The organism is Pseudomonas sp. S2_B07, from assembly GCF_054668435.1.
The window spans coordinates 3,764,584-3,784,945 of record NZ_CP162769.1 but is presented as its reverse complement, the minus strand read 5'-3'; the positions used below and the strand labels follow the sequence as shown (position 1 = coordinate 3,784,945).

The 20,362-nt window shown below is 59.8% G+C and carries 22 protein-coding genes and 1 pseudogene; 16 read left to right on the top strand and 7 right to left on the bottom strand.

Going from position 1 to position 20,362, the window contains the following annotated elements:
• Positions 1-195: 195 nt before the first annotated feature.
• On the top strand, positions 196-558 hold the full coding sequence (locus AB4N43_RS17385) for a cupin domain-containing protein (RefSeq protein ID WP_460151758.1): 363 nt from the start codon (positions 196-198) through the stop codon (positions 556-558).
• A gap of 71 nt (positions 559-629) precedes the next feature.
• Here the strand turns inward: AB4N43_RS17385 and rpmG are convergent, their stop codons facing one another.
• Positions 630-785 carry a 50S ribosomal protein L33 gene (rpmG, locus tag AB4N43_RS17380; protein ID WP_007894709.1) on the bottom strand — a complete coding sequence of 52 codons (156 nt, stop codon included), beginning with the start codon at positions 783-785 and terminating at the stop codon, positions 630-632.
• 11 nt (positions 786-796) lie between these two features.
• On the bottom strand, positions 797-1,030 hold the full coding sequence (gene rpmB / locus AB4N43_RS17375; protein WP_007894701.1) for a 50S ribosomal protein L28: 234 nt from the start codon (positions 1,028-1,030) through the stop codon (positions 797-799).
• Between the two features lie 446 nt (positions 1,031-1,476).
• On the opposite strand from rpmB, the gene AB4N43_RS17370 reads away from it, so the two are divergent.
• Positions 1,477-3,066 carry an ABC transporter substrate-binding protein gene (locus tag AB4N43_RS17370; protein WP_460151757.1) on the top strand — a complete coding sequence of 530 codons (1,590 nt, stop codon included), beginning with the start codon at positions 1,477-1,479 and terminating at the stop codon, positions 3,064-3,066.
• A gap of 134 nt (positions 3,067-3,200) precedes the next feature.
• Here the strand turns inward: AB4N43_RS17370 and radC are convergent, their stop codons facing one another.
• On the bottom strand, positions 3,201-3,875 hold the full coding sequence (gene radC / locus AB4N43_RS17365) for a RadC family protein (RefSeq protein ID WP_027926356.1): 675 nt from the start codon (positions 3,873-3,875) through the stop codon (positions 3,201-3,203).
• A 136-nt stretch (positions 3,876-4,011) separates the two neighbouring features.
• Here radC and coaBC point away from each other — a divergent pair, with 136 nt between their 5' ends.
• From coaBC to argB, 4 genes and pseudogenes are all read left to right on the top strand, one after another.
• Positions 4,012-5,220, top strand: coding sequence for a bifunctional phosphopantothenoylcysteine decarboxylase/phosphopantothenate--cysteine ligase CoaBC (gene coaBC, locus AB4N43_RS17360; RefSeq protein ID WP_027926355.1), 1,209 nt, complete (start codon positions 4,012-4,014; stop codon positions 5,218-5,220).
• Positions 5,221-5,225: 5 nt separating this feature from the next.
• Positions 5,226-5,681, top strand: a complete 456-nt coding sequence (dut, locus tag AB4N43_RS17355; protein WP_027926354.1) for a dUTP diphosphatase — start codon at positions 5,226-5,228, stop codon at positions 5,679-5,681.
• Between the two features lie 272 nt (positions 5,682-5,953).
• Positions 5,954-7,330: pseudogene (locus AB4N43_RS17350) on the top strand (phosphomannomutase/phosphoglucomutase); the annotation flags it as partial.
• 25 nt (positions 7,331-7,355) lie between these two features.
• The gene (argB, locus tag AB4N43_RS17345; RefSeq protein WP_027926352.1) at positions 7,356-8,261 is read left to right on the top strand and encodes an acetylglutamate kinase; all 906 of its coding nucleotides are present in this window, start codon (positions 7,356-7,358) and stop codon (positions 8,259-8,261) included.
• Between the two features lie 203 nt (positions 8,262-8,464).
• On the opposite strand, the gene pyrE is transcribed toward argB, so the two are convergent.
• Positions 8,465-9,109, bottom strand: coding sequence for an orotate phosphoribosyltransferase (pyrE, locus tag AB4N43_RS17340; protein ID WP_027926351.1), 645 nt, complete (start codon positions 9,107-9,109; stop codon positions 8,465-8,467).
• Between the two features lie 82 nt (positions 9,110-9,191).
• Between pyrE and AB4N43_RS17335 the strand changes: the two genes are divergently transcribed.
• The gene (locus AB4N43_RS17335; RefSeq protein ID WP_007934608.1) at positions 9,192-9,971 is read left to right on the top strand and encodes an exodeoxyribonuclease III; all 780 of its coding nucleotides are present in this window, start codon (positions 9,192-9,194) and stop codon (positions 9,969-9,971) included.
• Between the two features lie 182 nt (positions 9,972-10,153).
• Here the strand turns inward: AB4N43_RS17335 and AB4N43_RS17330 are convergent, their stop codons facing one another.
• Positions 10,154-10,522, bottom strand: coding sequence for a DUF4870 domain-containing protein (locus tag AB4N43_RS17330; RefSeq protein WP_027926350.1), 369 nt, complete (start codon positions 10,520-10,522; stop codon positions 10,154-10,156).
• A gap of 29 nt (positions 10,523-10,551) precedes the next feature.
• The gene (gene rph, locus AB4N43_RS17325; RefSeq protein ID WP_010465211.1) at positions 10,552-11,274 is read right to left on the bottom strand and encodes a ribonuclease PH; all 723 of its coding nucleotides are present in this window, start codon (positions 11,272-11,274) and stop codon (positions 10,552-10,554) included.
• 267 nt (positions 11,275-11,541) lie between these two features.
• On the opposite strand from rph, the gene AB4N43_RS17320 reads away from it, so the two are divergent.
• From AB4N43_RS17320 to AB4N43_RS17295, 6 genes are all read left to right on the top strand, one after another.
• Complete coding sequence (locus AB4N43_RS17320) at positions 11,542-12,405, top strand: YicC/YloC family endoribonuclease (RefSeq protein WP_027926349.1); 864 nt, start codon at positions 11,542-11,544, stop codon at positions 12,403-12,405.
• Between the two features lie 12 nt (positions 12,406-12,417).
• Positions 12,418-13,038 carry a guanylate kinase gene (gene gmk, locus AB4N43_RS17315; protein WP_090177994.1) on the top strand — a complete coding sequence of 207 codons (621 nt, stop codon included), beginning with the start codon at positions 12,418-12,420 and terminating at the stop codon, positions 13,036-13,038.
• A gap of 167 nt (positions 13,039-13,205) precedes the next feature.
• Positions 13,206-13,469: a DNA-directed RNA polymerase subunit omega gene (gene rpoZ, locus AB4N43_RS17310; protein WP_007894670.1), complete on the top strand. Its 264-nt coding sequence runs from the start codon at positions 13,206-13,208 to the stop codon at positions 13,467-13,469.
• Positions 13,470-13,526: 57 nt separating this feature from the next.
• On the top strand, positions 13,527-15,632 hold the full coding sequence (gene spoT, locus AB4N43_RS17305; RefSeq protein WP_027926347.1) for a bifunctional GTP diphosphokinase/guanosine-3',5'-bis pyrophosphate 3'-pyrophosphohydrolase: 2,106 nt from the start codon (positions 13,527-13,529) through the stop codon (positions 15,630-15,632).
• Between the two features lie 25 nt (positions 15,633-15,657).
• A complete protein-coding gene (locus tag AB4N43_RS17300; RefSeq protein ID WP_003229509.1) occupies positions 15,658-16,038 on the top strand; it encodes a RidA family protein in 381 nt (126 codons plus the stop codon).
• Positions 16,039-16,096: 58 nt separating this feature from the next.
• Positions 16,097-16,837 (top strand): hypothetical protein, encoded by a 741-nt coding sequence (locus AB4N43_RS17295; protein ID WP_027926346.1) that lies wholly within the window; start codon positions 16,097-16,099, stop codon positions 16,835-16,837.
• Between the two features lie 150 nt (positions 16,838-16,987).
• Here the strand turns inward: AB4N43_RS17295 and AB4N43_RS17290 are convergent, their stop codons facing one another.
• Positions 16,988-17,845, bottom strand: a complete 858-nt coding sequence (locus AB4N43_RS17290; RefSeq protein ID WP_059181953.1) for an SDR family oxidoreductase — start codon at positions 17,843-17,845, stop codon at positions 16,988-16,990.
• 189 nt (positions 17,846-18,034) lie between these two features.
• On the opposite strand from AB4N43_RS17290, the gene exbB reads away from it, so the two are divergent.
• Genes exbB through AB4N43_RS17275 form a run of 3 tightly spaced genes read left to right on the top strand, consistent with a single transcriptional unit; the run spans position 18,035 to position 20,184 of the window.
• On the top strand, positions 18,035-19,003 hold the full coding sequence (exbB, locus tag AB4N43_RS17285; RefSeq protein ID WP_027926344.1) for a tonB-system energizer ExbB: 969 nt from the start codon (positions 18,035-18,037) through the stop codon (positions 19,001-19,003).
• Positions 19,004-19,009: 6 nt separating this feature from the next.
• Complete coding sequence (exbD, locus tag AB4N43_RS17280) at positions 19,010-19,438, top strand: TonB system transport protein ExbD (RefSeq protein WP_194940481.1); 429 nt, start codon at positions 19,010-19,012, stop codon at positions 19,436-19,438.
• A complete protein-coding gene (locus tag AB4N43_RS17275; RefSeq protein ID WP_310262518.1) occupies positions 19,435-20,184 on the top strand; it encodes an energy transducer TonB family protein in 750 nt (249 codons plus the stop codon). Before exbD ends, AB4N43_RS17275 begins: the two co-directional genes overlap by 4 nt.
• The last annotated feature ends 178 nt before the right edge of the window (positions 20,185-20,362 follow it).

Sequence of the window (20,362 nt, the reverse complement as noted above, 5' to 3'; positions counted from 1 at the left end):
TGCGCGGTCTTCGCGGGCGCTGTCAGGAATTCTGCCCGGCCAGCCTGCTTTTTCGGCCCAAGGCAACTGCCACCCTAAACCAGCCACCCCTCATGTTTCAATATATTTGACATAAGGCCGGCAAACGGCCTTGCGATGTTCATTTTAATAAACATAGACTTTGGACTTTTCAGGCAATCACGGGAAATTACAACAATGAATATCCAGGATGTCGTCGACTTCTGCCAGGCCACGACCGCGCCCGAGCGCTATCGGCCGGACCCGGCGAAAGTCCTCAAGGGCGATCCCGAGCAAGCGGTGTACAACCATTACAACAGCCCGTGCGGGCAGTTGAATGCTGGTGTTTGGGAAGGCGAAGTCGGGCAATGGACGGTGAACTTCACCGAACACGAGTACTGCGAAATCGTTCAAGGGGTTTCGGTGCTGCGCGACAACGATGGCAACAGCAAAACCCTGCGCGCGGGTGACCGCTTCGTGATTCCTGCCGGCTTCCGGGGCACCTGGGAAGTACTGGAGCCGTGCCGCAAGATTTATGTGGCGTTTGAGCAGAAGGCTTGAGGCTTTCCTGAGGCAACAAAAAAGGCCCGTATCTCGCGATACGGGCCTTTTTCGTAAGAGAGAAAAATCAATTACTTGATTTTGCCTTCTTTGTAGATCACGTGCTTGCGAACAACCGGATCAAATTTCTTGATCTCGATTTTGTCCGGGGTAGTACGCTTGTTCTTGTCGGTAGTGTAGAAGTGACCAGTACCGGCGCTCGAAATCAAACGAATCAATTCACGCATGATTAGCTCCCTTAGATCTTGCCGGCTTTGCGGATTTCGGCCAGCACGACAGTGATGCCACGCTTGTCGATAATACGCATGCCTTTGGCAGATACGCGCAGACGCACGAAACGTTTCTCTTCTTCAACCCAGAAGCGGTGATGCTGCAGGTTCGGCAGGAAACGACGACGGGTTTTGTTGTTTGCGTGGGAAATGTTATTCCCAGTCACCGGACCCTTACCGGTAACTTGACATACTCTCGACATGCCTCAGCCCTCTAAAACCACATGCCCAACCCGGCATGGGTTGGCCGCTTAATCTCTCAGTCATTTGGCGCCAGGCGCCGCGTTTCTTTAGAGGTCTTACCGGCTACACCTACAGTGAAGGAACCGGGCCCCTAGAAAAGAGCGCTGCTTTATACCAGAAAGACTGAAGAGCAACAACATTCCGTGTGCACAGACTAAATAAAAACCCGGTTTTTCGGGCTACAAGCGCCTTGGATAAAGGCTATCGTCGCGAAAGACCGCTCGTCGCAGAGAATCGGCCAACCGGCCAACCCAGGGTTCTTCTCAGCCGGTGCGCACTGAAAACAATCGCACATACTCCCCTTAAAATGAAAAAGGGGATAGTCATTTGCAAAAGAGCCCACTAGGGTAAGCCTTTTCCAGACTGCACTTGCAGATGGGCCTTCGATCTGTAAAGGAATCCGACCATGCGCCTCGCTGCCCTACCCCTGTTGCTCGCCCCTCTCCTGCTGAGCCCACTGGCCCATGCCGCGGCGCTTAGCGTCTGCACCGAGGCCAGCCCCGAAGGGTTCGACGTGGTGCAATACAACTCGCTGACCACCACCAACGCCTCGGCCGACGTGCTGATGAACCGCCTGGTGGACTTCGACACGGCCAGCGGCAAAGTGGTCGCCAGCCTGGCGGACAGCTGGGAAGTCACGCCCGACGGCCTGACGTACGTGTTCAAACTGCATCCGCAGGTGAAATTCCACCGCACCGACTACTTCAGCCCGACGCGCGACCTGACCGCCGAAGACGTGATTTTTAGCTTCGAGCGCATGCTCGATCCGGCCAACCCGTGGCACAAGGTCGCCCAGAGCGGTTTCCCGCACGCGCAATCGATGCAATTGCCCACGCTGATCAAGAAGATCGACGCGCTGGACCCGTTGACCGTGCGTTTCACCCTCGATCACCCGGACTCGACGTTCCTGGCCACTCTGAGCATGGGCTTCGCCTCGATCTATTCCGCCGAGTACGCCGACAAGCTGATGAAGGCCGGCGCTGCAGAGAAGCTCAACAGCCAGCCCATCGGCACCGGCCCGTTCGTGTTCACTCGCTTCCAGAAAGACGCCTCGATTCGCTACAAGGCCAACCCGGACTACTTTGGCGGCAAGCCTTCGGTGGACCCGCTGATCTTAGCGATCACACCGGATGCCAACGTGCGACTGCAGAAATTGCGTCGTAATGAATGCCAGATCGCCCTGTCGCCCAAGCCACTGGACGTACAGGCCGCGCTGAAAGAGCCGACATTGAAAGTGGAAAAGACTGACGCCTTCATGACCGCATTTGTGGGCATCAACAGCCAGCATCCACCGCTGGACAAACCGGAAGTGCGCCAGGCGATCAACCTTGCGTTCGACAAGGCCAATTACATCAAAGCGGTGTTCGAGGACACCGCCGAGCCAGCCAATGGCCCGTACCCACCGAATACCTGGAGTTACGCCAAAGGCCTGCCGGGCTACCCGCACGACGTAGCGAAAGCCAAGGCCTTGATGGTCAAGGCCGGGCTGAAAGACGGTTTCCAGACCACCATCTGGACCCGTCCTTCCGGCAGTTTGCTGAACCCCAACCCAAGCCTTGGCGCGCAGTTGCTCCAATCCGACCTCGCGGAAATCGGCATTCAAGCCGAAATCCGGGTGATCGAATGGGGCGAACTGATCCGTCGCGCCAAGGCCGGCGAGCATGACCTTCTGTTTATGGGCTGGGCCGGCGACAACGGTGATCCGGACAACTTCCTCACGCCGCAGTTTTCCTGCGCAGCGGTCAAGTCCGGCACCAACTTCGCCCGTTATTGCAATCAGGACCTGGACAAGCTCATCAGCGCCGGCAAGACCACCGGCGAGCAAGGTGTGCGCACCAAGCTCTATGAACAGGCGCAGGCGCAGATTCAGCAGCAGGCGCTGTGGCTGCCACTGGCTCACCCGACGGCTTTCGCGTTGACGCGCAAAGAGGTGGGGGGTTACTCGGTCAGCCCGTTCGGTCGTCAGGACTATTCGAAGGTAGTCCTCAAGCCATAAGCACCCACACAAAACCTGTGGGAGCGCGCTTGCCCGCGATAGCGGACTTTCAGGCGACAACTATGTTGAATGTGCCGACGTCATCGCGGGCAAGCCTGCTCCCACAGGGACTCACTTAGCGTCGAATCCCTCGCTCACATCCACCCATACTCAGCCATCGACAGCGGATCGCCGTCGCCGATGATGAAATGGTCGAGCACCCGCACATCAACCAGCTCCAGCGCCTCTTGCAGGCGTTTGGTCAGCAACCGATCAGCCTGACTCGGATCAGGATTGCCCGACGGATGGTTGTGGCACAGGATCAGAGCCGCGGCATTGTGCGCCAGAGCCCGTTTGACCACTTGCCGTGGATAGACGCTGGTATTGTCGATTGAGCCGCGAAACAGCGCTTCGAACGCCAGTACTCGGTGTTTGGAATCCAGAAACAGACAGCCAAACACCTCATGTGGCTCATGACGCAACATCGACTTGAGGTACTCACGCACGGCCAGCGGATTCTCAAGTACCGAGGTGTGACGCAACCGCTCGGCCAGATGCCTGCGCCCCATTTCCAGCACGGCCTGCAACTGCGCGTACTTTGCTGGGCCGAGTCCGAGCTCCCCACTGAAGGTGCGCAAATCCGCTTCCAGCAGTCTGCGCAGGCTGCCAAATTGACTCAACAGGTGTCGCGCCAGATCCACTGCGCTTTTACCGGATACACCGGTTCGTAGAAAAATCGCCAGCAACTCGGCGTCCGACAGTTTCGCCGAGCCATGCTCCAACAGCTTCTCCCGCGGCCGCTCCGCCGCCGGCCAATCACGAATACTCATAGCACCTTCCCTGTATGTGGGCGCCGCTGTTCCATAGCGGTCGCTGTGATATCGTAGCCCATCTTTTTTGCTGGCGATTTCATCCCTGGGGAGGGGGTCTCGCCATGCTGTCATCAACGAAATGAAAGGCAGACCTATGCAGCGGCTGTATCGGAAACGCATCGTTCTGGGCGTCGGCGGCGGCATTGCTGCCTACAAGAGCGCTGACCTGGTTCGCCGCCTGATCGACCAGGGCGCCGAAGTGCGCGTGGTCATGACCCGTGGCGGCAGCGAGTTCATCACCCCGCTGACCATGCAGGCCTTGTCCGGCCACCCCGTCCACCTCGACCTGCTGGACCCGGCGGCTGAAGCTGCCATGGGCCACATCGAGCTGGCCAAATGGGCCGACATGGTGCTGATCGCCCCTGCCACCGCGGACCTGATCGCCCGCCTGGCCCAAGGCATTGCCGACGATCTGCTGACCACGTTGGTGCTGGCCACTGACGCCGTGGTGGCCGTTGCTCCGGCGATGAACCAGGCCATGTGGCGCGACCCGGCAACCCAGGCCAACCTGCAAACCCTCGAAAGCCGCGACATCAAGGCCTTCGGCCCGGCCTCCGGCAGCCAGGCCTGTGGCGACGTCGGCCTGGGGCGCATGCTCGAAGCCGTCGAACTCGCCCAATGCGCGGCGGACTGCTTCCAGCGCAAAGCGTTGACCGGCAAACACGTGCTGATCACCGCCGGCCCGACCCAGGAAAACATCGATCCGGTGCGCTACATCACCAACCACAGCTCCGGAAAAATGGGCTTTGCCCTGGCCGAAGCCGCGGTAGAGGCCGGCGCCCGCGTGACCCTGATCACCGGTCCGGTGCACCTGCCAACACCGGATCGCGTGACGCGCATCGACGTGGTCAGTGCCCGCGACATGCTCGCCGCCTGCGAAGCTGCGATCCCTTGCGACCTGTTCATCGCCTCGGCAGCGGTCGCGGACTACCGCCCGGAAGTTGTCGCCCCACAGAAACTCAAGAAAGACCCTACGAACGGCGACGGCTTGTTGCTACAGATGGTGCGTAACCCGGACATCCTGGCCACCATCGCCACACGCCCTGACCGTCCGTTCAGTGTCGGTTTCGCCGCTGAAACCGAACACCTGCTCGACTACGCTGCGCGCAAGTTGAAAGACAAGAACCTCGATTTGATCGTTGCCAACGATGTCGCCAACCCGAGCATTGGCTTCAACAGCGAAGAAAACGCCTGCAGCGTGATCGACCGCGAGCTACACGCCACACTTTTCGCCCAGACCAGCAAGAGCAAGATTGCTCGCCAGCTGATCACTTTTATCGCCGAACGTTTGAACCAGGTTTAATTTACATGCACGCTTTGCAAGCCAAGATCCTCGACCCTCGCATCGGAACCGAATTCCCGCTGCCGCAATACGCCACCCCAGGCTCCGCCGGCCTCGACCTGCGCGCCATGCTGGAAAAAGACATCGTGATCAAGCCGGGTGAAACCGTGCTGATTCCGACCGGCCTGTCGGTCTACATCGGCGATCCGGGCCTGGCGGCACTGATTCTGCCGCGTTCTGGCCTGGGCCATAAGCACGGCATCGTGCTGGGCAACCTGGTCGGCTTGATCGACTCCGATTACCAGGGTCCGTTGATGGTGTCCTGCTGGAACCGTGGCCAGACCGAATTCACCATGGTCGTTGGCGAGCGCCTCGCTCAATTGGTGCTGGTGCCCGTGGTTCAAGCGCATTTCGAGATGGTTGAAGAGTTCGTCGAAACCCAGCGCGGCACGGGCGGTTTCGGACATTCCGGCAGCCATTGATCCGATAGAAAACCAGTGGGAGCGAGCTTGCTCGCTCCCACTGGTTTGGCACTGAATTACAACGTTCATCTGGAAGGTTTACCGCCGAAAATCAAGGCATTGGCCGTCCCAGGTTCCGCTAATCCCGGTGGCATGGCCTTTTCGCACCACGAACTCTCCGCGGAAAACGCCGTCATACCCTTCAGTTTGAGCCGGCCGATGCATTTGTCGCAGGCAGGTACAGCCACTTTCGAGATGGAGCATTCCTACAGATGAACACCCCCGCCCAAGTCGCCCCCAAGTTTCCCGACAGCATCTTCCGTGCGTACGACATTCGCGGCACCGTCCCGGAGTTCTTGAACGCTGAAACCGCTTACTGGCTCGGCCGCGCCATCGGCGCCCAAAGCCTGGCTCAGGACGAACCGAACGTTTCCGTGGGTCGCGACGGCCGCCTGTCCGGCCCGGAGCTGGTCGAACAACTGATCAAAGGCCTGGCCGATGCCGGTTGCCACGTCAGCGACGTCGGCCTGGTGCCGACGCCGGCGCTGTACTACGCCGCCAACGTATTGGCCGGCAAATCGGGCGTGATGCTCACCGGCAGCCACAACCCGTCGAATTACAACGGCTTCAAGATCGTCATCGCCGGCGACACCTTGGCCAACGAACAGATCCAGGCCCTGCACGACCGCCTCAAGACCCACAACCTGAGCAGCGGCAAGGGCAGCGTGACCAAGGTCGAGATCCTCGACCGCTACAACACCGAAATCGTCCAGGACATCAAACTGGCCCGTCGCCTGAAAGTCGTGGTCGACTGCGGCAACGGTGCGGCCGGCGTGATCGCCCCGCAGTTGATCGAAGCGCTGAACTGCGAAGTCATTCCGCTGTTCTGCGACGTCGACGGCAACTTCCCGAACCACCACCCGGACCCGGGCAAGCCTGAAAACCTTGTCGACCTGATCGCCAAGGTCAAGGAAACCAACGCCGACCTCGGCCTGGCCTTCGACGGCGACGGCGACCGCGTTGGCGTCGTGACCAACACCGGCAGCATCGTCTACCCGGACCGCCTGCTGATGCTGTTCGCCCGCGACGTGTTGGCGCGCAACCCGGACGCGGAGATCATCTTCGACGTCAAATGCACCCGCCGCCTGGTTCCGCTGATCAAGGAATATGGCGGTCGGCCGCTAATGTGGAAGACCGGTCACTCGTTGATCAAAAAGAAAATGAAACAATCCGGCGCGTTGCTGGCCGGCGAAATGAGCGGGCACATTTTCTTCAAGGAACGCTGGTTCGGCTTCGACGACGGCATTTACAGCGCCGCGCGTCTGCTGGAGATCCTCAGCAAAGAAAAATCCACCGCGGAAGAGCTGTTTGCGACCTTCCCGAACGATATTTCTACGCCGGAAATCAATATCCATGTGACCGAAGAGAGCAAATTCAGCATCATTGATGCACTGCACGATGCGAAGTGGGGCGAAGGCGCTGACCTGACCACCATCGACGGCGTGCGAGTCGACTACGCCAAAGGCTGGGGCCTGGTGCGCGCCTCCAACACCACACCGGTGCTGGTGCTGCGTTTCGAGGCCGATGATGAGGCTGAATTGCAGCGCATCAAGGACGTGTTCCACACCCAGCTGAAACGTGTTGCACCTGATCTCCAATTACCGTTTTGATTTAACGAAGCACCCGGAGCCCTGAATGACCCTCGAACGCGAAGCCGCCGCCAACACCGCCAAGGTCCTGTCCGAAGCGCTGCCTTACATTCGCCGCTATGTCGGCAAGACGCTGGTGATCAAATACGGCGGCAACGCGATGGAAAGCGAGGAGCTGAAAACCGGCTTCGCCCGCGACATCGTCTTGATGAAGGCCGTGGGCATCAACCCGGTCGTGGTTCACGGCGGCGGCCCGCAAATCGGCGACCTGCTCAAGCGCTTGTCGATCGAGAGCCATTTTGTCGACGGCATGCGCGTCACTGACGCCGCGACCATGGACGTGGTGGAAATGGTTCTCGGCGGTCAGGTCAACAAAAGCATCGTTAACCTGATCAACCGTCACGGCGGCAGCGCCATCGGCCTGACCGGTAAAGACGCCGGGCTGATTCGCGCGAAGAAACTGACCGTCACCCGCCAGACCCCGGAGATGACCCAACCGGAAATCATCGACATCGGTCAGGTGGGCGAAGTGGTCGGGATCAACACCGAACTGCTGAACCTGTTGGTGAAAGGCAACTTCATTCCGGTGATCGCGCCAATCGGCGTTGGCGAGAACGGCGAGTCGTACAACATCAACGCCGACCTGGTGGCCGGTAAAGTCGCCGAGGCGCTGAAAGCCGAGAAGCTGATGCTGCTGACCAACATCGCTGGCCTGATGGACAAGTCGGGCACCGTGCTGACCGGCCTGACCACCCAGCAGGTCGACGAGCTGATCGCTGACGGCACGATCTACGGCGGCATGCTGCCGAAGATCCGTTGCGCGCTGGAAGCGGTTCAGGGCGGCGTCGGCAGCTCGTTGATCATTGATGGCCGGGTGCCGAATGCGATTCTGCTGGAAATCTTCACCGATACCGGTGTGGGTACGCTGATCAGTAATCGCAAGCGTCCTTAAGCGGTACACACAAAAAGACCCCGCTCAGCCAGGCTGAGCGGGGTCTTTTTTTGCCTGCGATCCCTGCGGCATATCATCTTTTGTGGCGAGGGAGCTTGCTCCCGCTTGAGTGCGCAGCACTCACAAAATTCTTGGGTCTGCTACGCAGCCCGGCGGGAGCAAGCTCCCTCGCCACAAAGGCTCGCCCCCACAAAGGGACGGGGTTACACGCCGAATTGGGCGCGGTAGGCTTCTACGGCAGGCAAATGCTGCTTGAGCTGCGGATCGTCAGCCAGGAACTCCAGCACCTGGTTCAGCGAAACGATGCTGATCACCGGAATCCCGAAATCACGCTCCACTTCCTGAATCGCCGACAACTCACCGTTGCCACGCTCCTGACGGTTCAGGGCGATCAGCACGCCCTTGGCCTTGGCGCCATCCTGGGAAGCGATGATCTGCATCACTTCACGAATCGCGGTGCCGGCGGTGATCACGTCGTCGATGATCAGCACGTCGCCGGTCAGCGGTGCGCCGACCAGGCTGCCGCCTTCGCCGTGGGCCTTGGCCTCTTTGCGGTTGAAGCACCATGGAAGGTCACGGTCATGGTGTTCAGCCAGGGCCACTGCCGTGGTTGCCGCCAACGGGATGCCTTTGTAGGCCGGGCCAAACAGTACGTCGAACGAAATACCGCTCTCGACGATGGCTGCCGCGTAGAAACGACCCAGCTGCGCAAGGGCCGAACCCGTGTTGAACAGGCCAGCGTTGAAGAAGTAAGGACTGGTGCGCCCGGACTTCAGGGTGAACTCACCGAAGCGCAAAACGCCGCGATCGATGGCAAAACGAATGAAATCGCGCTGATACGCTTGCATGAAAAAAACCCCAAATACCACGGATTTAGCTAATTAGGTTGACGCCGTGTATCATACACGCACGCGATTTTTGGGGCCATTTATGCGGATCATCAGTGTGAACGTCAATGGTATTCAGGCTGCAGTCGAGCGTGGTTTGCTCAGTTGGCTGCAAGCACAGAATGCCGACGTCATCTGCCTGCAGGACACCCGCGCCTCCGCCTTTGAACTGGACGATCCAGCCTTCCAACTGGATGGCTACTTCCTTTATGCCTGCGAAGCCGAAGTTCCTGCCCAGGGTGGCGTGGCTTTGTATTCGCGGTTGCAACCGAAGGCAGTCATCAGCGGTCTCGGCTTCGAGACGGCCGACCGCTACGGGCGTTACCTGCAAGCCGATTTCGACAAGGTCAGCATCGCGACCTTGCTGCTCCCTTCGGGGCAGAATGGCGATGAAGACTTGAACCAGAAGTTCAAGCTAATGGACGACTTCGCCCGTTATCTGGATAAACAGCGACGCAAACGTCGCGAGTACATTTACTGTGGCTCGCTGTACGTGGCGCAACAGAAGCTGGATATCAAGAACTGGCGCGACAGCCAGCAATCCCCGGGCTTCCTGGCACCTGAACGTGCCTGGATGGACGAGATTGTCGGCAACATGGGGTATGTTGATGCCCTGCGTGAAGTCAGCCGTGAAGGCGACCAGTACAGCTGGTGGCCGGACAACGAACAGGCGGAGATGCTCAACCTGGGCTGGCGTTTCGACTACCAGTTGCTGACCCCGGGCCTGCGCCGCTTTGTTCGTAGCGCGCGCCTGCCACGTCAGCCACGGTTCTCGCAGCATGCACCGCTGATCGTGGACTACGACTGGACGCTGACCATCTAAGCGTCAATTCGCAGATGCAAAAAAGCCGACATCACTGTCGGCTTTTTTGTGCGCGCTGATTTTTGGCTTTTTCTGTAGGAGTGAGCCTGCTCGCGATAGCGGCGTGTCAGGCGACATGAACTCTGATGTCAGACCGCAATCGCGAGCAGGCTCACTCCCACAGGGGAAATCAGCGCCGGTCGTTATTTGATCAACCGCCAGGTGAATGGGTAACGGTAAGGGAACCCTTCGTTAGCCTTCACGCCCGCAATGATCGTCAGCACCAACGCGCCAATCGCCACCAGACCGAACATGAAGAACCCGATAATCACCACCATCAGCAAAAAGCAGATGGCCGAGGCAATGGCGACGGTGATCTGAAAGTTCAGCGCCTCCTTGCCCTGTGCATCGACAAACGGGTCCATCTCACGCTTCATCTGCCAGAGAATCAGCGGGCCGATCAACGTGCCAAACGGAATCCAGATCCCCAGCAAGGCGGACAAGTGACAAAACATCGCCCACTGTCGAGCCTCTTTGCTCGGGATGGGAAGCAGCTCTTGCTCATCACTCATAACGTCCTCCTTGGTTGAAGCGGGTCCGATCAGTCGGCCAGTGCAGCTTTTTGCAGCTCGAAGATTTCAGTCATGCCTTTCTTCGCCAGTTCCAGCATAGCGTTCAGCTCTTCAGGCTGGAACGGTGCGCCTTCGGCAGTGCCCTGAACTTCAATGAAACCGCCAGTGCTGGTCATCACCACGTTCAGGTCGGTCTCGGCAGCCGAGTCTTCCAGATAGTCGAGGTCGAGCACAGGTTCGCCCTGGTACATGCCCACGGAAACGGCCGCGATCATTTGCTTCAACGGGTCGCCGCCTTTCAGGCCGCCGCGTTTCTTGATCACTTTCAAGGCATCGACCAGTGCAACCATGGCGCCGGTGATGGACGCGGTGCGAGTGCCACCGTCAGCCTGGATCACGTCGCAGTCGACGTACAGGGTCACATCGCCCAGCTTGGACATGTCCAGCGAAGCGCGCAGGGAACGACCGATCAGACGCTGGATTTCCAGGGTACGGCCGCCTTGCTTGCCACGGCTCGCTTCACGCTGGTTACGCTCGCCAGTGGCGCGCGGCAGCATGCCGTATTCGGCGGTCAACCAGCCCTGGCCCTGGCCTTTGAGGAAACGCGGCACGCCGTTTTCGACGCTGACGGTGCAGATGACTTTGGTATCACCGAACTCGACCAGCACAGAACCCTCGGCGTGTTTGGTGTAGTTGCGGGTAATGCGGATCGAGCGGAGCTGATCGGCAGCGCGACCACTTGGACGTTTCATAGGGAATACCTGTACGGGGGACGGAAAACTGCGGAGCATTATAGAGCGGCAGGCCACGAGTGGGCACTTCTAAAAAATCCGCCCGACGACCGAAGGCCCTGAACAGCGCTTTACCGACGGCCTGCAGCCCTTTGTCACACCGTGTGTTTGGGCGCATCTGCCCCACTGCGCTACAATCCTGCGCCTTTGCTGCCTGTCGGCTTTAATTCACAGATATCGGGTCCGCGAAACCTTTGGTAACGCAAACCCGACTTGCGAGGTACCTCCATGGTGCACAGCATGACCGCCTTCGCCCGCGTAGAAAAAGCCGGCACCCAAGGCACCCTGAGCTGGGAACTGCGCTCGGTCAACAGCCGCTACCTGGAGCCGCACTTGCGCCTGCCGGAATCCTTTCGGGATCTCGAAGGCGCGGTCCGCGAGGCCCTGCGTCAAGGCATCTCCCGGGGCAAGCTTGAATGCACCCTGCGCTTCACCGAAGAAAACACCGACAAACCACTGCAAGTGGACCGCGAGCGCGCCGCGCAATTGGTCGCCGCTGCCGAGACGATTGCCAGCCTGATCAAGAACCCTGCGGCGCTCAACCCGTTGGAAGTGCTGGCGTGGCCTGGCGTGCTGGTAGGCGACGCCACCGACCCGCAAGCCTTGAATGCCGAAGCATTGGCGCTGTTCAACGAAGGCCTGAAAGAACTCAAGGCCGGTCGCGAGCGCGAAGGCGCGGAGTTGGCGCGGTTGATCAACGATCGCCTGACCTCCATTGAGGAAGACGTCGTCACCCTGCGCGAACTGGTCCCGCAGATGCTCGCCACCCAGCGCCAGAAAGTCCTCGACCGCTTCGCCGACATGAAGGCCGACCTCGACCCGCAGCGTCTGGAGCAGGAAATGGTCATGCTCGCGCAAAAGAGCGACGTCGCCGAAGAACTGGATCGCCTGAGCACTCACATCATCGAAGTTCGCCGGGTGCTCAAATCCGGCGGCGCTGCTGGTCGGCGCCTGGACTTCCTGATGCAGGAGCTCAACCGCGAAGCCAACACACTGGGCTCCAAAGCCTTCGACCCGCGCAGCACCCAAGCGGCGGTCAACCTCAAAGTGTTGATCGAGCAGATGCGCGAACAAGTGCAGAATATTGAGTAAGGCAAACCCGACATGACCCACAGCACCGGCACCCTGTACATCATTTCCGCCCCTTCGGGCGCGGGCAAGAGCAGCCTGGTCAAGGCTCTGACCGACACCAACCCGGAGATTCGCGTATCGATTTCCCACACCACCCGCGCCATGCGTCCGGGTGAAGTGGACGGCGTGAACTATCACTTCGTGACCCGCGAAGCCTTTGTGAAAATGGGCGAGCACGGTGATTTCCTGGAGCGCGCCGAAGTATTCGGCAACTTCTACGGCACCTCGCAAAGCCATCTGCAGCAGACGCTGGACGAAGGCCATGACCTGATTCTGGAAATCGACTGGCAAGGCGCAGAACAAGTGCGCAAGCTGATGCCCCAGGCGCGCTCGATCTTCATTCTGCCGCCATCGCTGCAAGCCTTGCACCAGCGCCTGACCAACCGTGGCCAAGACAGCGACGAGATCATTGCCGGCCGGATGCGCGAAGCCGTCAACGAAATGAGCCACTATGTCGAGTACGACTACCTGATCATCAATGACGATTTCTCCCACGCGCTGGATGACCTGAAGGCGATTTTCCGTGCCAATCAATTGCAACAGAAGCGCCAACAGGTGCGTTTCGGCATGCTGCTGGCTGAATTGCTCGGCTAAACAGCACTTCCCAAAACCGCTGCAAGGGCTTTACATTGGTACTTGCAGCGCGTTGAAGGGCTTGGTCAAAAAATCAGCGCTTCCCTAATCGCTGGTGATTTTTTAAACTGTTCAGTCCGCTCGCCCACCCGGGCAGCGCGCATATTGCATTCGCTCCGAGGAATACCATGGCCCGCGTAACCGTTGAAGACTGCCTGAACCACGTGGAAAACCGTTTTGAACTGGTCATGCTGTCCACCAAGCGTGCCCGTCAACTGGCCACCGGCGGCAAAGAGCCACTGGTACAGTGGGAAAACGACAAGCCTACCGTTGTAGCGCTGCGTGAAATCGCTGAAGGCCTGATGAGCTACGAGTTCATCGCCAACGCTGAAATCGTCGAAGACGAACCGCTGTTCGCAGCGTTCGAGGACGAGTCCAACGAGGCCGTCTAAGCCTATGCCTGGTCGACGTAGCACGGCGCGGGGTCACAGCGAACGGCAGGAGTTATCATGCCGAGCATAGACGCCCTCGCCGATCGCTTATCGACCTACCTCGGCAAGGACCAGGTCAACCTGGTTCGCCGAGCGTACTTCTACGCCGAACAAGCTCACGACGGTCAACGCCGCCGTAGCGGTGAGGCGTACGTCACGCACCCTCTTGCAGTGGCGAATATTCTTGCCGACATGCACATGGACCATCAGAGCCTGATGGCTGCGATGCTGCATGACGTGATCGAAGACACCGGTATTGCCAAAGAAGCGCTGCAAGCGCAGTTCGGTGAAACCGTGGCCGAACTGGTCGACGGGGTCAGCAAACTGACCCAGATGAACTTCGAGACCAAAGCCGAAGCCCAGGCCGAAAACTTCCAGAAAATGGCCATGGCCATGGCGCGCGACATTCGCGTGATCCTGGTCAAGCTCGCCGACCGCCTGCACAACATGCGCACGCTGGAAGTCCTGTCCGGTGAAAAGCGCCGGCGGATCGCCAAGGAAACCCTGGAAATCTATGCGCCCATTGCCAACCGGCTGGGCATGCACGCCATCCGCATAGAATTCGAAGACCTCGGCTTCAAGGCCATGCACCCGATGCGTTCCGCGCGGATCAACCAGGCCGTCAAGCGCGCCCGGGGCAACCGCAAGGAAATCGTCAACAAGATCGAAGAGTCCCTCAGCCACTGCCTGGCCGTCGACGGCATTCAGGGCGAGGTCAGCGGTCGCCAGAAACACCTCTACGGCATCTACAAGAAAATGCGCGGCAAGCGTCGGGCCTTCAACGAGATCATGGACGTCTACGCGTTCCGGATCATCGTCGACAAGGTCGACACCTGCTACCGCGTGCTGGGTGCTGTGCATAATTTGTACAAGCCGTTGCCGGGTCGCTTCAAGGACTACATCGCGATCCCCAAGGCCAACGGCTATCAGTCGTTGCACACCACGTTGTTCGGCATGCACGGCGTTCCGATCGAGATCCAGATCCGCACCCGTGAAATGGAAGAGATGGCCAACAACGGCATCGCCGCCCACTGGCTGTACAAATCCAGCGGCGACGAGCAGCCAAAAGGCACGCATGCCCGCGCCCGCCAGTGGGTCAAAGGCGTGCTGGAAATGCAGCAACGCGCCGGCAACTCGCTGGAATTCATCGAAAGCGTGAAGATCGACCTGTTCCCGGACGAGGTCTACGTGTTCACGCCCAAAGGCCGGATCATGGAGCTGCCCAAAGGCTCCACGGCGGTCGACTTCGCTTACGCGGTGCACACCGACGTGGGCAACAGCTGCATCGCCTGCCGGATCAATCGTCGTCTCGCACCGCTGTCCGAGCCGCTGCAAAGCGGCTCCACGGTCGAGATCGTCAGCGCTCCCGGTGCGCGGCCGAACCCGGCGTGGCTCAACTTCGTGGTCACTGGCAAGGCGCGGACACACATCCGCCATGCACTGAAACTGCAACGCCGCTCCGAATCCATCAGCCTCGGCGAACGCCTGCTGAACAAGGTGCTGAACGGCTTCGACAGTTCGCTGGAAAAAATCCAGCCAGAGCGTGTTACGGCGATGCTTGCCGAGTACCGCCTCGAACTGATCGAAGACCTGCTGGAAGACATCGGCCTGGGCAATCGCATGGCGTACGTGGTCGCCCGCCGCCTGCTTGGCGAAGGCGAACAGTTGCCAAGCCCGGAAGGCCCGCTGGCGATTCGCGGCACCGAAGGTCTGGTCCTCAGTTACGCCAAGTGCTGCACGCCGATCCCGGGCGACCCGATTGTCGGCCACCTGTCCGCAGGCAAAGGCATGGTGGTGCACCTGGACAACTGCCGCAATATCAGCGAAATCCGCCACAACCCGGAAAAATGCATCCAGCTCTCGTGGGCCAAGGATGTCACCGGCGAATTCAACGTCGAGCTGCGCGTCGAGCTGGAACATCAGCGCGGCCTGATCGCCCTGCTGGCCAGCAGCGTCAACGCGGCCGACGGCAATATCGAAAAAATCAGCATGGACGAACGCGATGGTCGCATCAGCGTGGTCCAACTGGTGGTCAGCGTGCACGACCGCGTGCACCTGGCTCGCGTGATCAAGAAACTGCGTGCCTTGACCGGGGTGATTCGCATCACCCGCATGCGTGCGTAAAGCCCACTCTTACAAGGAGTCATTCATGACCAAGACTGTTATCACCAGCGACAAGGCCCCGGCTGCCATCGGTACTTACTCCCAGGCGATCAAGGCTGGCAACACTGTTTACATGTCGGGTCAGATTCCTCTGGACCCAAAAACCATGGAACTGGTTGAAGGCTTCGAAGCCCAGACTGTCCAGGTGTTCGAGAACCTCAAAGCCGTGGCCGAAGCGGCCGGTGGCTCGTTCAAAGACATCGTCAAACTGAACATCTTCCTCACCGACCTGAGCCACTTCGCCAAGGTCAACGAGATCATGGGCAAGTACTTTGACCAGCCTTACCCTGCCCGCGCCGCCATCGGCGTGGCTGCCCTGCCAAAGGGTTCGCAGGTTGAGATGGATGCCATTCTGGTCATCGAGTAATGCGTCCGGCGCAGCCCTCTTAAAGGCTGCGCCGATCTTGTCTTGAAAGGATTCCACCATGCGCCATGCGCTAGCCCTCTCGCTGGTCGCCCTACTCTTGGGCGGTTGTGCCAGCAACCCTGCCGATCGTGACATCAGCGGCACCTGGATCAATCAGGTGGCGATTGACACTGCAGCCAAAGGCGCTCCCCTGCGCGAAGCGCTCCAGGCCTATGGCCCGAATCTGGAATGGGACGTCAACACCAAGGCCGGTCAGGCCCGCTATACCAACGGTTTTGAAAATGTCGACGGCAAGCTGCTGGGCGAAGAGTCCGGCGCCTGGAAGATCGAGTTTTACGGCAGTTCCGGCAGTGAGCTGAAACGCGACGGCAAGCAACTGCGCCAGGCGGCACTCGATAACGAACCTGCCCAGGTTTTCGACCGCGCGCAGATCCAGGTACCGGAAGGTGCGCCGGTGGGTGCGACCTTCGAACGTGCGCTGTATACGGCGTACATGGGTGGCAACTGGAATATTGTCAGCGGTCAGGGCGAAGGCAATACCGTGCAATTCCAGGCTGATGGCCAGGTGGCCGGCCTGCCCGGCGCAGACCGCTATGCCTTGTGCCTGGCGGGCGATTGCGCGTCGATGAGCGGCGGCAACGACAACATGTGGCTGCAGCTGAACGGCCAAGGCAACACCTGGATCTTTGCGCGCAAGGGCAAGGAGCTGGAAATCTTCCAGGCGGTGAACACCGCACAGGCTGACGAAATGCCGCAGTTCACCCCGGGCGACCGCAAATGGTTGCTGGAAAAGCAGTAACCCGATCTCAGCTACAACGAAGTCAAATGTGGGAGCGACGGTGCGACCTGCTCGCGATAGCGGTTTAACAGCCAACAGAAATGTTGAATGTTATGGCCCCTTCGCGAACAGGTCGCACCGTCGCTCCCACAGTTTTGTGGCCACTGGGAGTCAGCTGCGGCCTTCGAGAATGGCGGCATAACCTTCGCGATAGCTTGGGTACTTCGGTGTCCAACCCAAGGCTTTGGCCCGCGCATTACTGCAACGCTTGCTGCCCGTTCGCCGCACGCTCGAGTCTTCATCCCACTCCGTCACGCCCAGATACTCGCGCAACCAGCCCACCACTTCGGCCAACGGTGCAGGCGCATCGTCGACGCCGATATAAATGTCATCCAGCGCCACACCACGACGATCCGCTTCCAGCAAATACGCCATCAACCCCGCCGCATCGTCGGCGTGAATACGGTTGGCGTACAACGGCGGATCGACTGCCACGCGATAACCGCGACGAACCTGTGTCAGCAGCCATTCGCGGCCCGGCCCGTAGATGCCGGTCAAGCGCAGAATGCTCGCCGGGATGCCGCTTTGCAGTGCCACCCGCTCAGCCTCCAGCATCAAACGACCTGAATAGCCGGTGGCAATGGTCGGCGAAGTCTCATCGACCCATTCACCCTCCTGCTGGCCATACACACTGCTGCTGGACACAAACAGCAGTCGCTCTGGCACTTGGCCGTAGTCGCTCAGCCACTCCAGCACATGCTCCAAGCCCTGCACATACGCAGCGCGATAACCGGCTTCATCGTGATCGGTAGCCGCCGCGCAATACACCAGGTAATCCACCGCACCGATGGGCCAGGTCTCGGGACAGTCCTCTTTGAACAAGTCGCCGGCAACGCCAATGACGCCCTCGGGCAGGCGTGAAACGTCACGTCTCAGGCCATGGACCTCCCACCCGCCAGCCACCAATTGCGTGGCCAGGCGACTGCCGACATCACCGCAACCGGCGATCAAAACTGAGGGTGTGGACATCGAAAAACTCCTATCGGAAAGCCGCAGACTAGCGCCGACACAAGACGAGCGGCTAGTAATGCAGGAAAAAAAGAGACTCTATTACTTTTGTTAACAAGAATTAATTGCAATAATGCACGCCACTTTTGTTCTCGGCCTCGCGAGGCCTGGAAGAACATTAACCGTCTTTTTCTCTCAGGTCCGGCCAGCATGACACGCAATCAATTCTCCGCTTCGCCAACCAAACGACCTCGCGCCTGGAGCGCAGTGGCCGCTCTGCTGCTGAGCCTGATGCTCGCGCCGACCGCCGCATTCGCTGACGCACAAGCACCTGCCGCGCCGGCTGCCGCCGCGACTCCTGCACCCGCCGATCACGCCCCCCCTGTCGCCGCGCCAGCCGCGACCGATCCGGCTCAGGCGGTTGACGCTGCGGACGTTCCTGAAGTGCTCGAAGCCGACAACTCCCTGGGCATGGCCCACGACCTGTCGCCGTGGGGCATGTACCAGAACGCCGATATTATCGTGAAAATCGTGATGATCGGTCTGGCCATTGCTTCGATCATCACCTGGACCATCTGGATCGCCAAGGGCCTTGAACTGATGGGCGCCAAGCGTCGTCTGCGCAGCGAAATCGTCCACCTGAAAAAAGCCACCACCCTTAAAGAAGCCAGCGCGACCGCTACCAAGGCAGGCACCCTCGCCAACCTGTTGGTGCATGACGCCCTGGAAGAGATGCGCCTGTCGGTCAACAGCCGCGAAAAAGAAGGCATCAAGGAACGTGTTGCCTTCCGTCTCGAGCGCCTGGTAGCGGCGTGCGGTCGCAACATGAGCAGCGGCACCGGCGTCCTCGCCACCATCGGTTCCACCGCGCCGTTCGTGGGTCTGTTCGGCACCGTGTGGGGCATCATGAACAGCTTCATCGGCATCGCCAAAACCCAGACCACCAACCTCGCTGTCGTGGCGCCCGGTATCGCCGAAGCCCTGCTGGCGACCGCGCTGGGTCTGGTGGCAGCGATCCCGGCCGTGGTGATCTATAACGTCTTCGCCCGCTCCATTGCCGGTTACAAGGCTCAAGTGTCCGACGCTTCGGCTGAAGTCCTGCTGCTGGTCAGCCGTGACCTCGATCACCTGCCGACCACCGAGCGCTCCACGCAACCGCACATGGTCAAAGTAGGGTAATCAGCCATGGGCTTGCATTTGAGAGAAGGCGCAGACGACGATCTGGCCGAGAACCACGAAATCAACGTCACGCCGTTCATCGACGTGATGCTGGTGCTGTTGATTATCTTCATGGTGGCCGCCCCGCTGGCCACCGTGGACATCAAGGTCGACCTGCCCACCTCCACCGCCAAACCGGCACCACGTCCGGAAAAACCAGTGTTCCTCAGCGTCAAGGCTGACCAGCGCCTGTTCCTCGGTGAAGAAGAAGTGAAGGCCGAAGCCCTCGGCGCCACACTGGACGCCAAGACAAAGGGCAAGAAAGACACAACGATCTTCTTCCAGGCTGACAAAGGCGTGGATTACGGCGACCTGATGAGCGTGATGGACAACCTGCGCTCCGCCGGTTACCTGAAGGTGGGTCTGGTCGGGCTCGAGTCGGCAGTCAAGAAATGATCACGACGCGCCATAAGCTGACGCGTTACAGCGCGAGCCTGGCCGTGGTGCTGGGCGTTCATGCACTGGCCATCGCGCTGGCGCTGAACTGGACGTCGCGCCCGCCGATTGAGCTGCCGCCGCAGGCCATGATGGTTGAGCTGGCACCGGTCCCGGCGCCGCCACCGCCCGCGCCGCCGAAGGTCATCACGCCGCCGCAGCCACCGGCCCCGGTGGAAGAACTGCCGATCCCGAAACTGGCTGAGGCGCCGAAAGCCGAGATTGCCGTGCCCAAGCCGGTCAAACCCAAGCCCAAGCCGCAACCGCCCAAGCCCGTGGAAAAGAAGCCGGAGCCGCCGAAGGAAAAGCCGTCCGAGGCTAAACCGAGCGACGCACAACCGACTCAGGCGCCTACCGAACAATCCGCACAACCGGCACCGGGTCCATCGCCGGCGCAGCAGGCTGCCAAGGCCAGCTGGCAAAGCGAATTGCTCGCTCACCTCGCCAAACACAAGAAATACCCGGACGCTGCACGGCTGCGGAACAAGGAAGGCGTGAACCGTTTGCGCTTTGTCGTGGATGCGCAAGGGAATGTGTTGTCATTCCAACTGGAGAGCCCTTCCGGCAATTCCGATCTGGACCGCGCCACCTTGCAAATGATCCGTGACGCCCAGCCGCTGCCCAAGCCACCGGCTGACATGCTCACCAACGGCACTATCGAAATCACGGCCCCGTTCCTGTATTCCATAGACAAACGCCGCCGCTAGAAGCAATACCGAGCCAAGCTCGCTCCCACAGGGTTCTCCCCCAGCAGGAATGTCCGCGATAAGGCACCGAAAGGTGCCTTTCGCGTATCTGCCAGCGGCAAACACGCATTACCCAGTGTCACTCAACACACTCACTCTGATAACGTGCGTCTATCGATTGCAGCCGTTATGCTTGGCG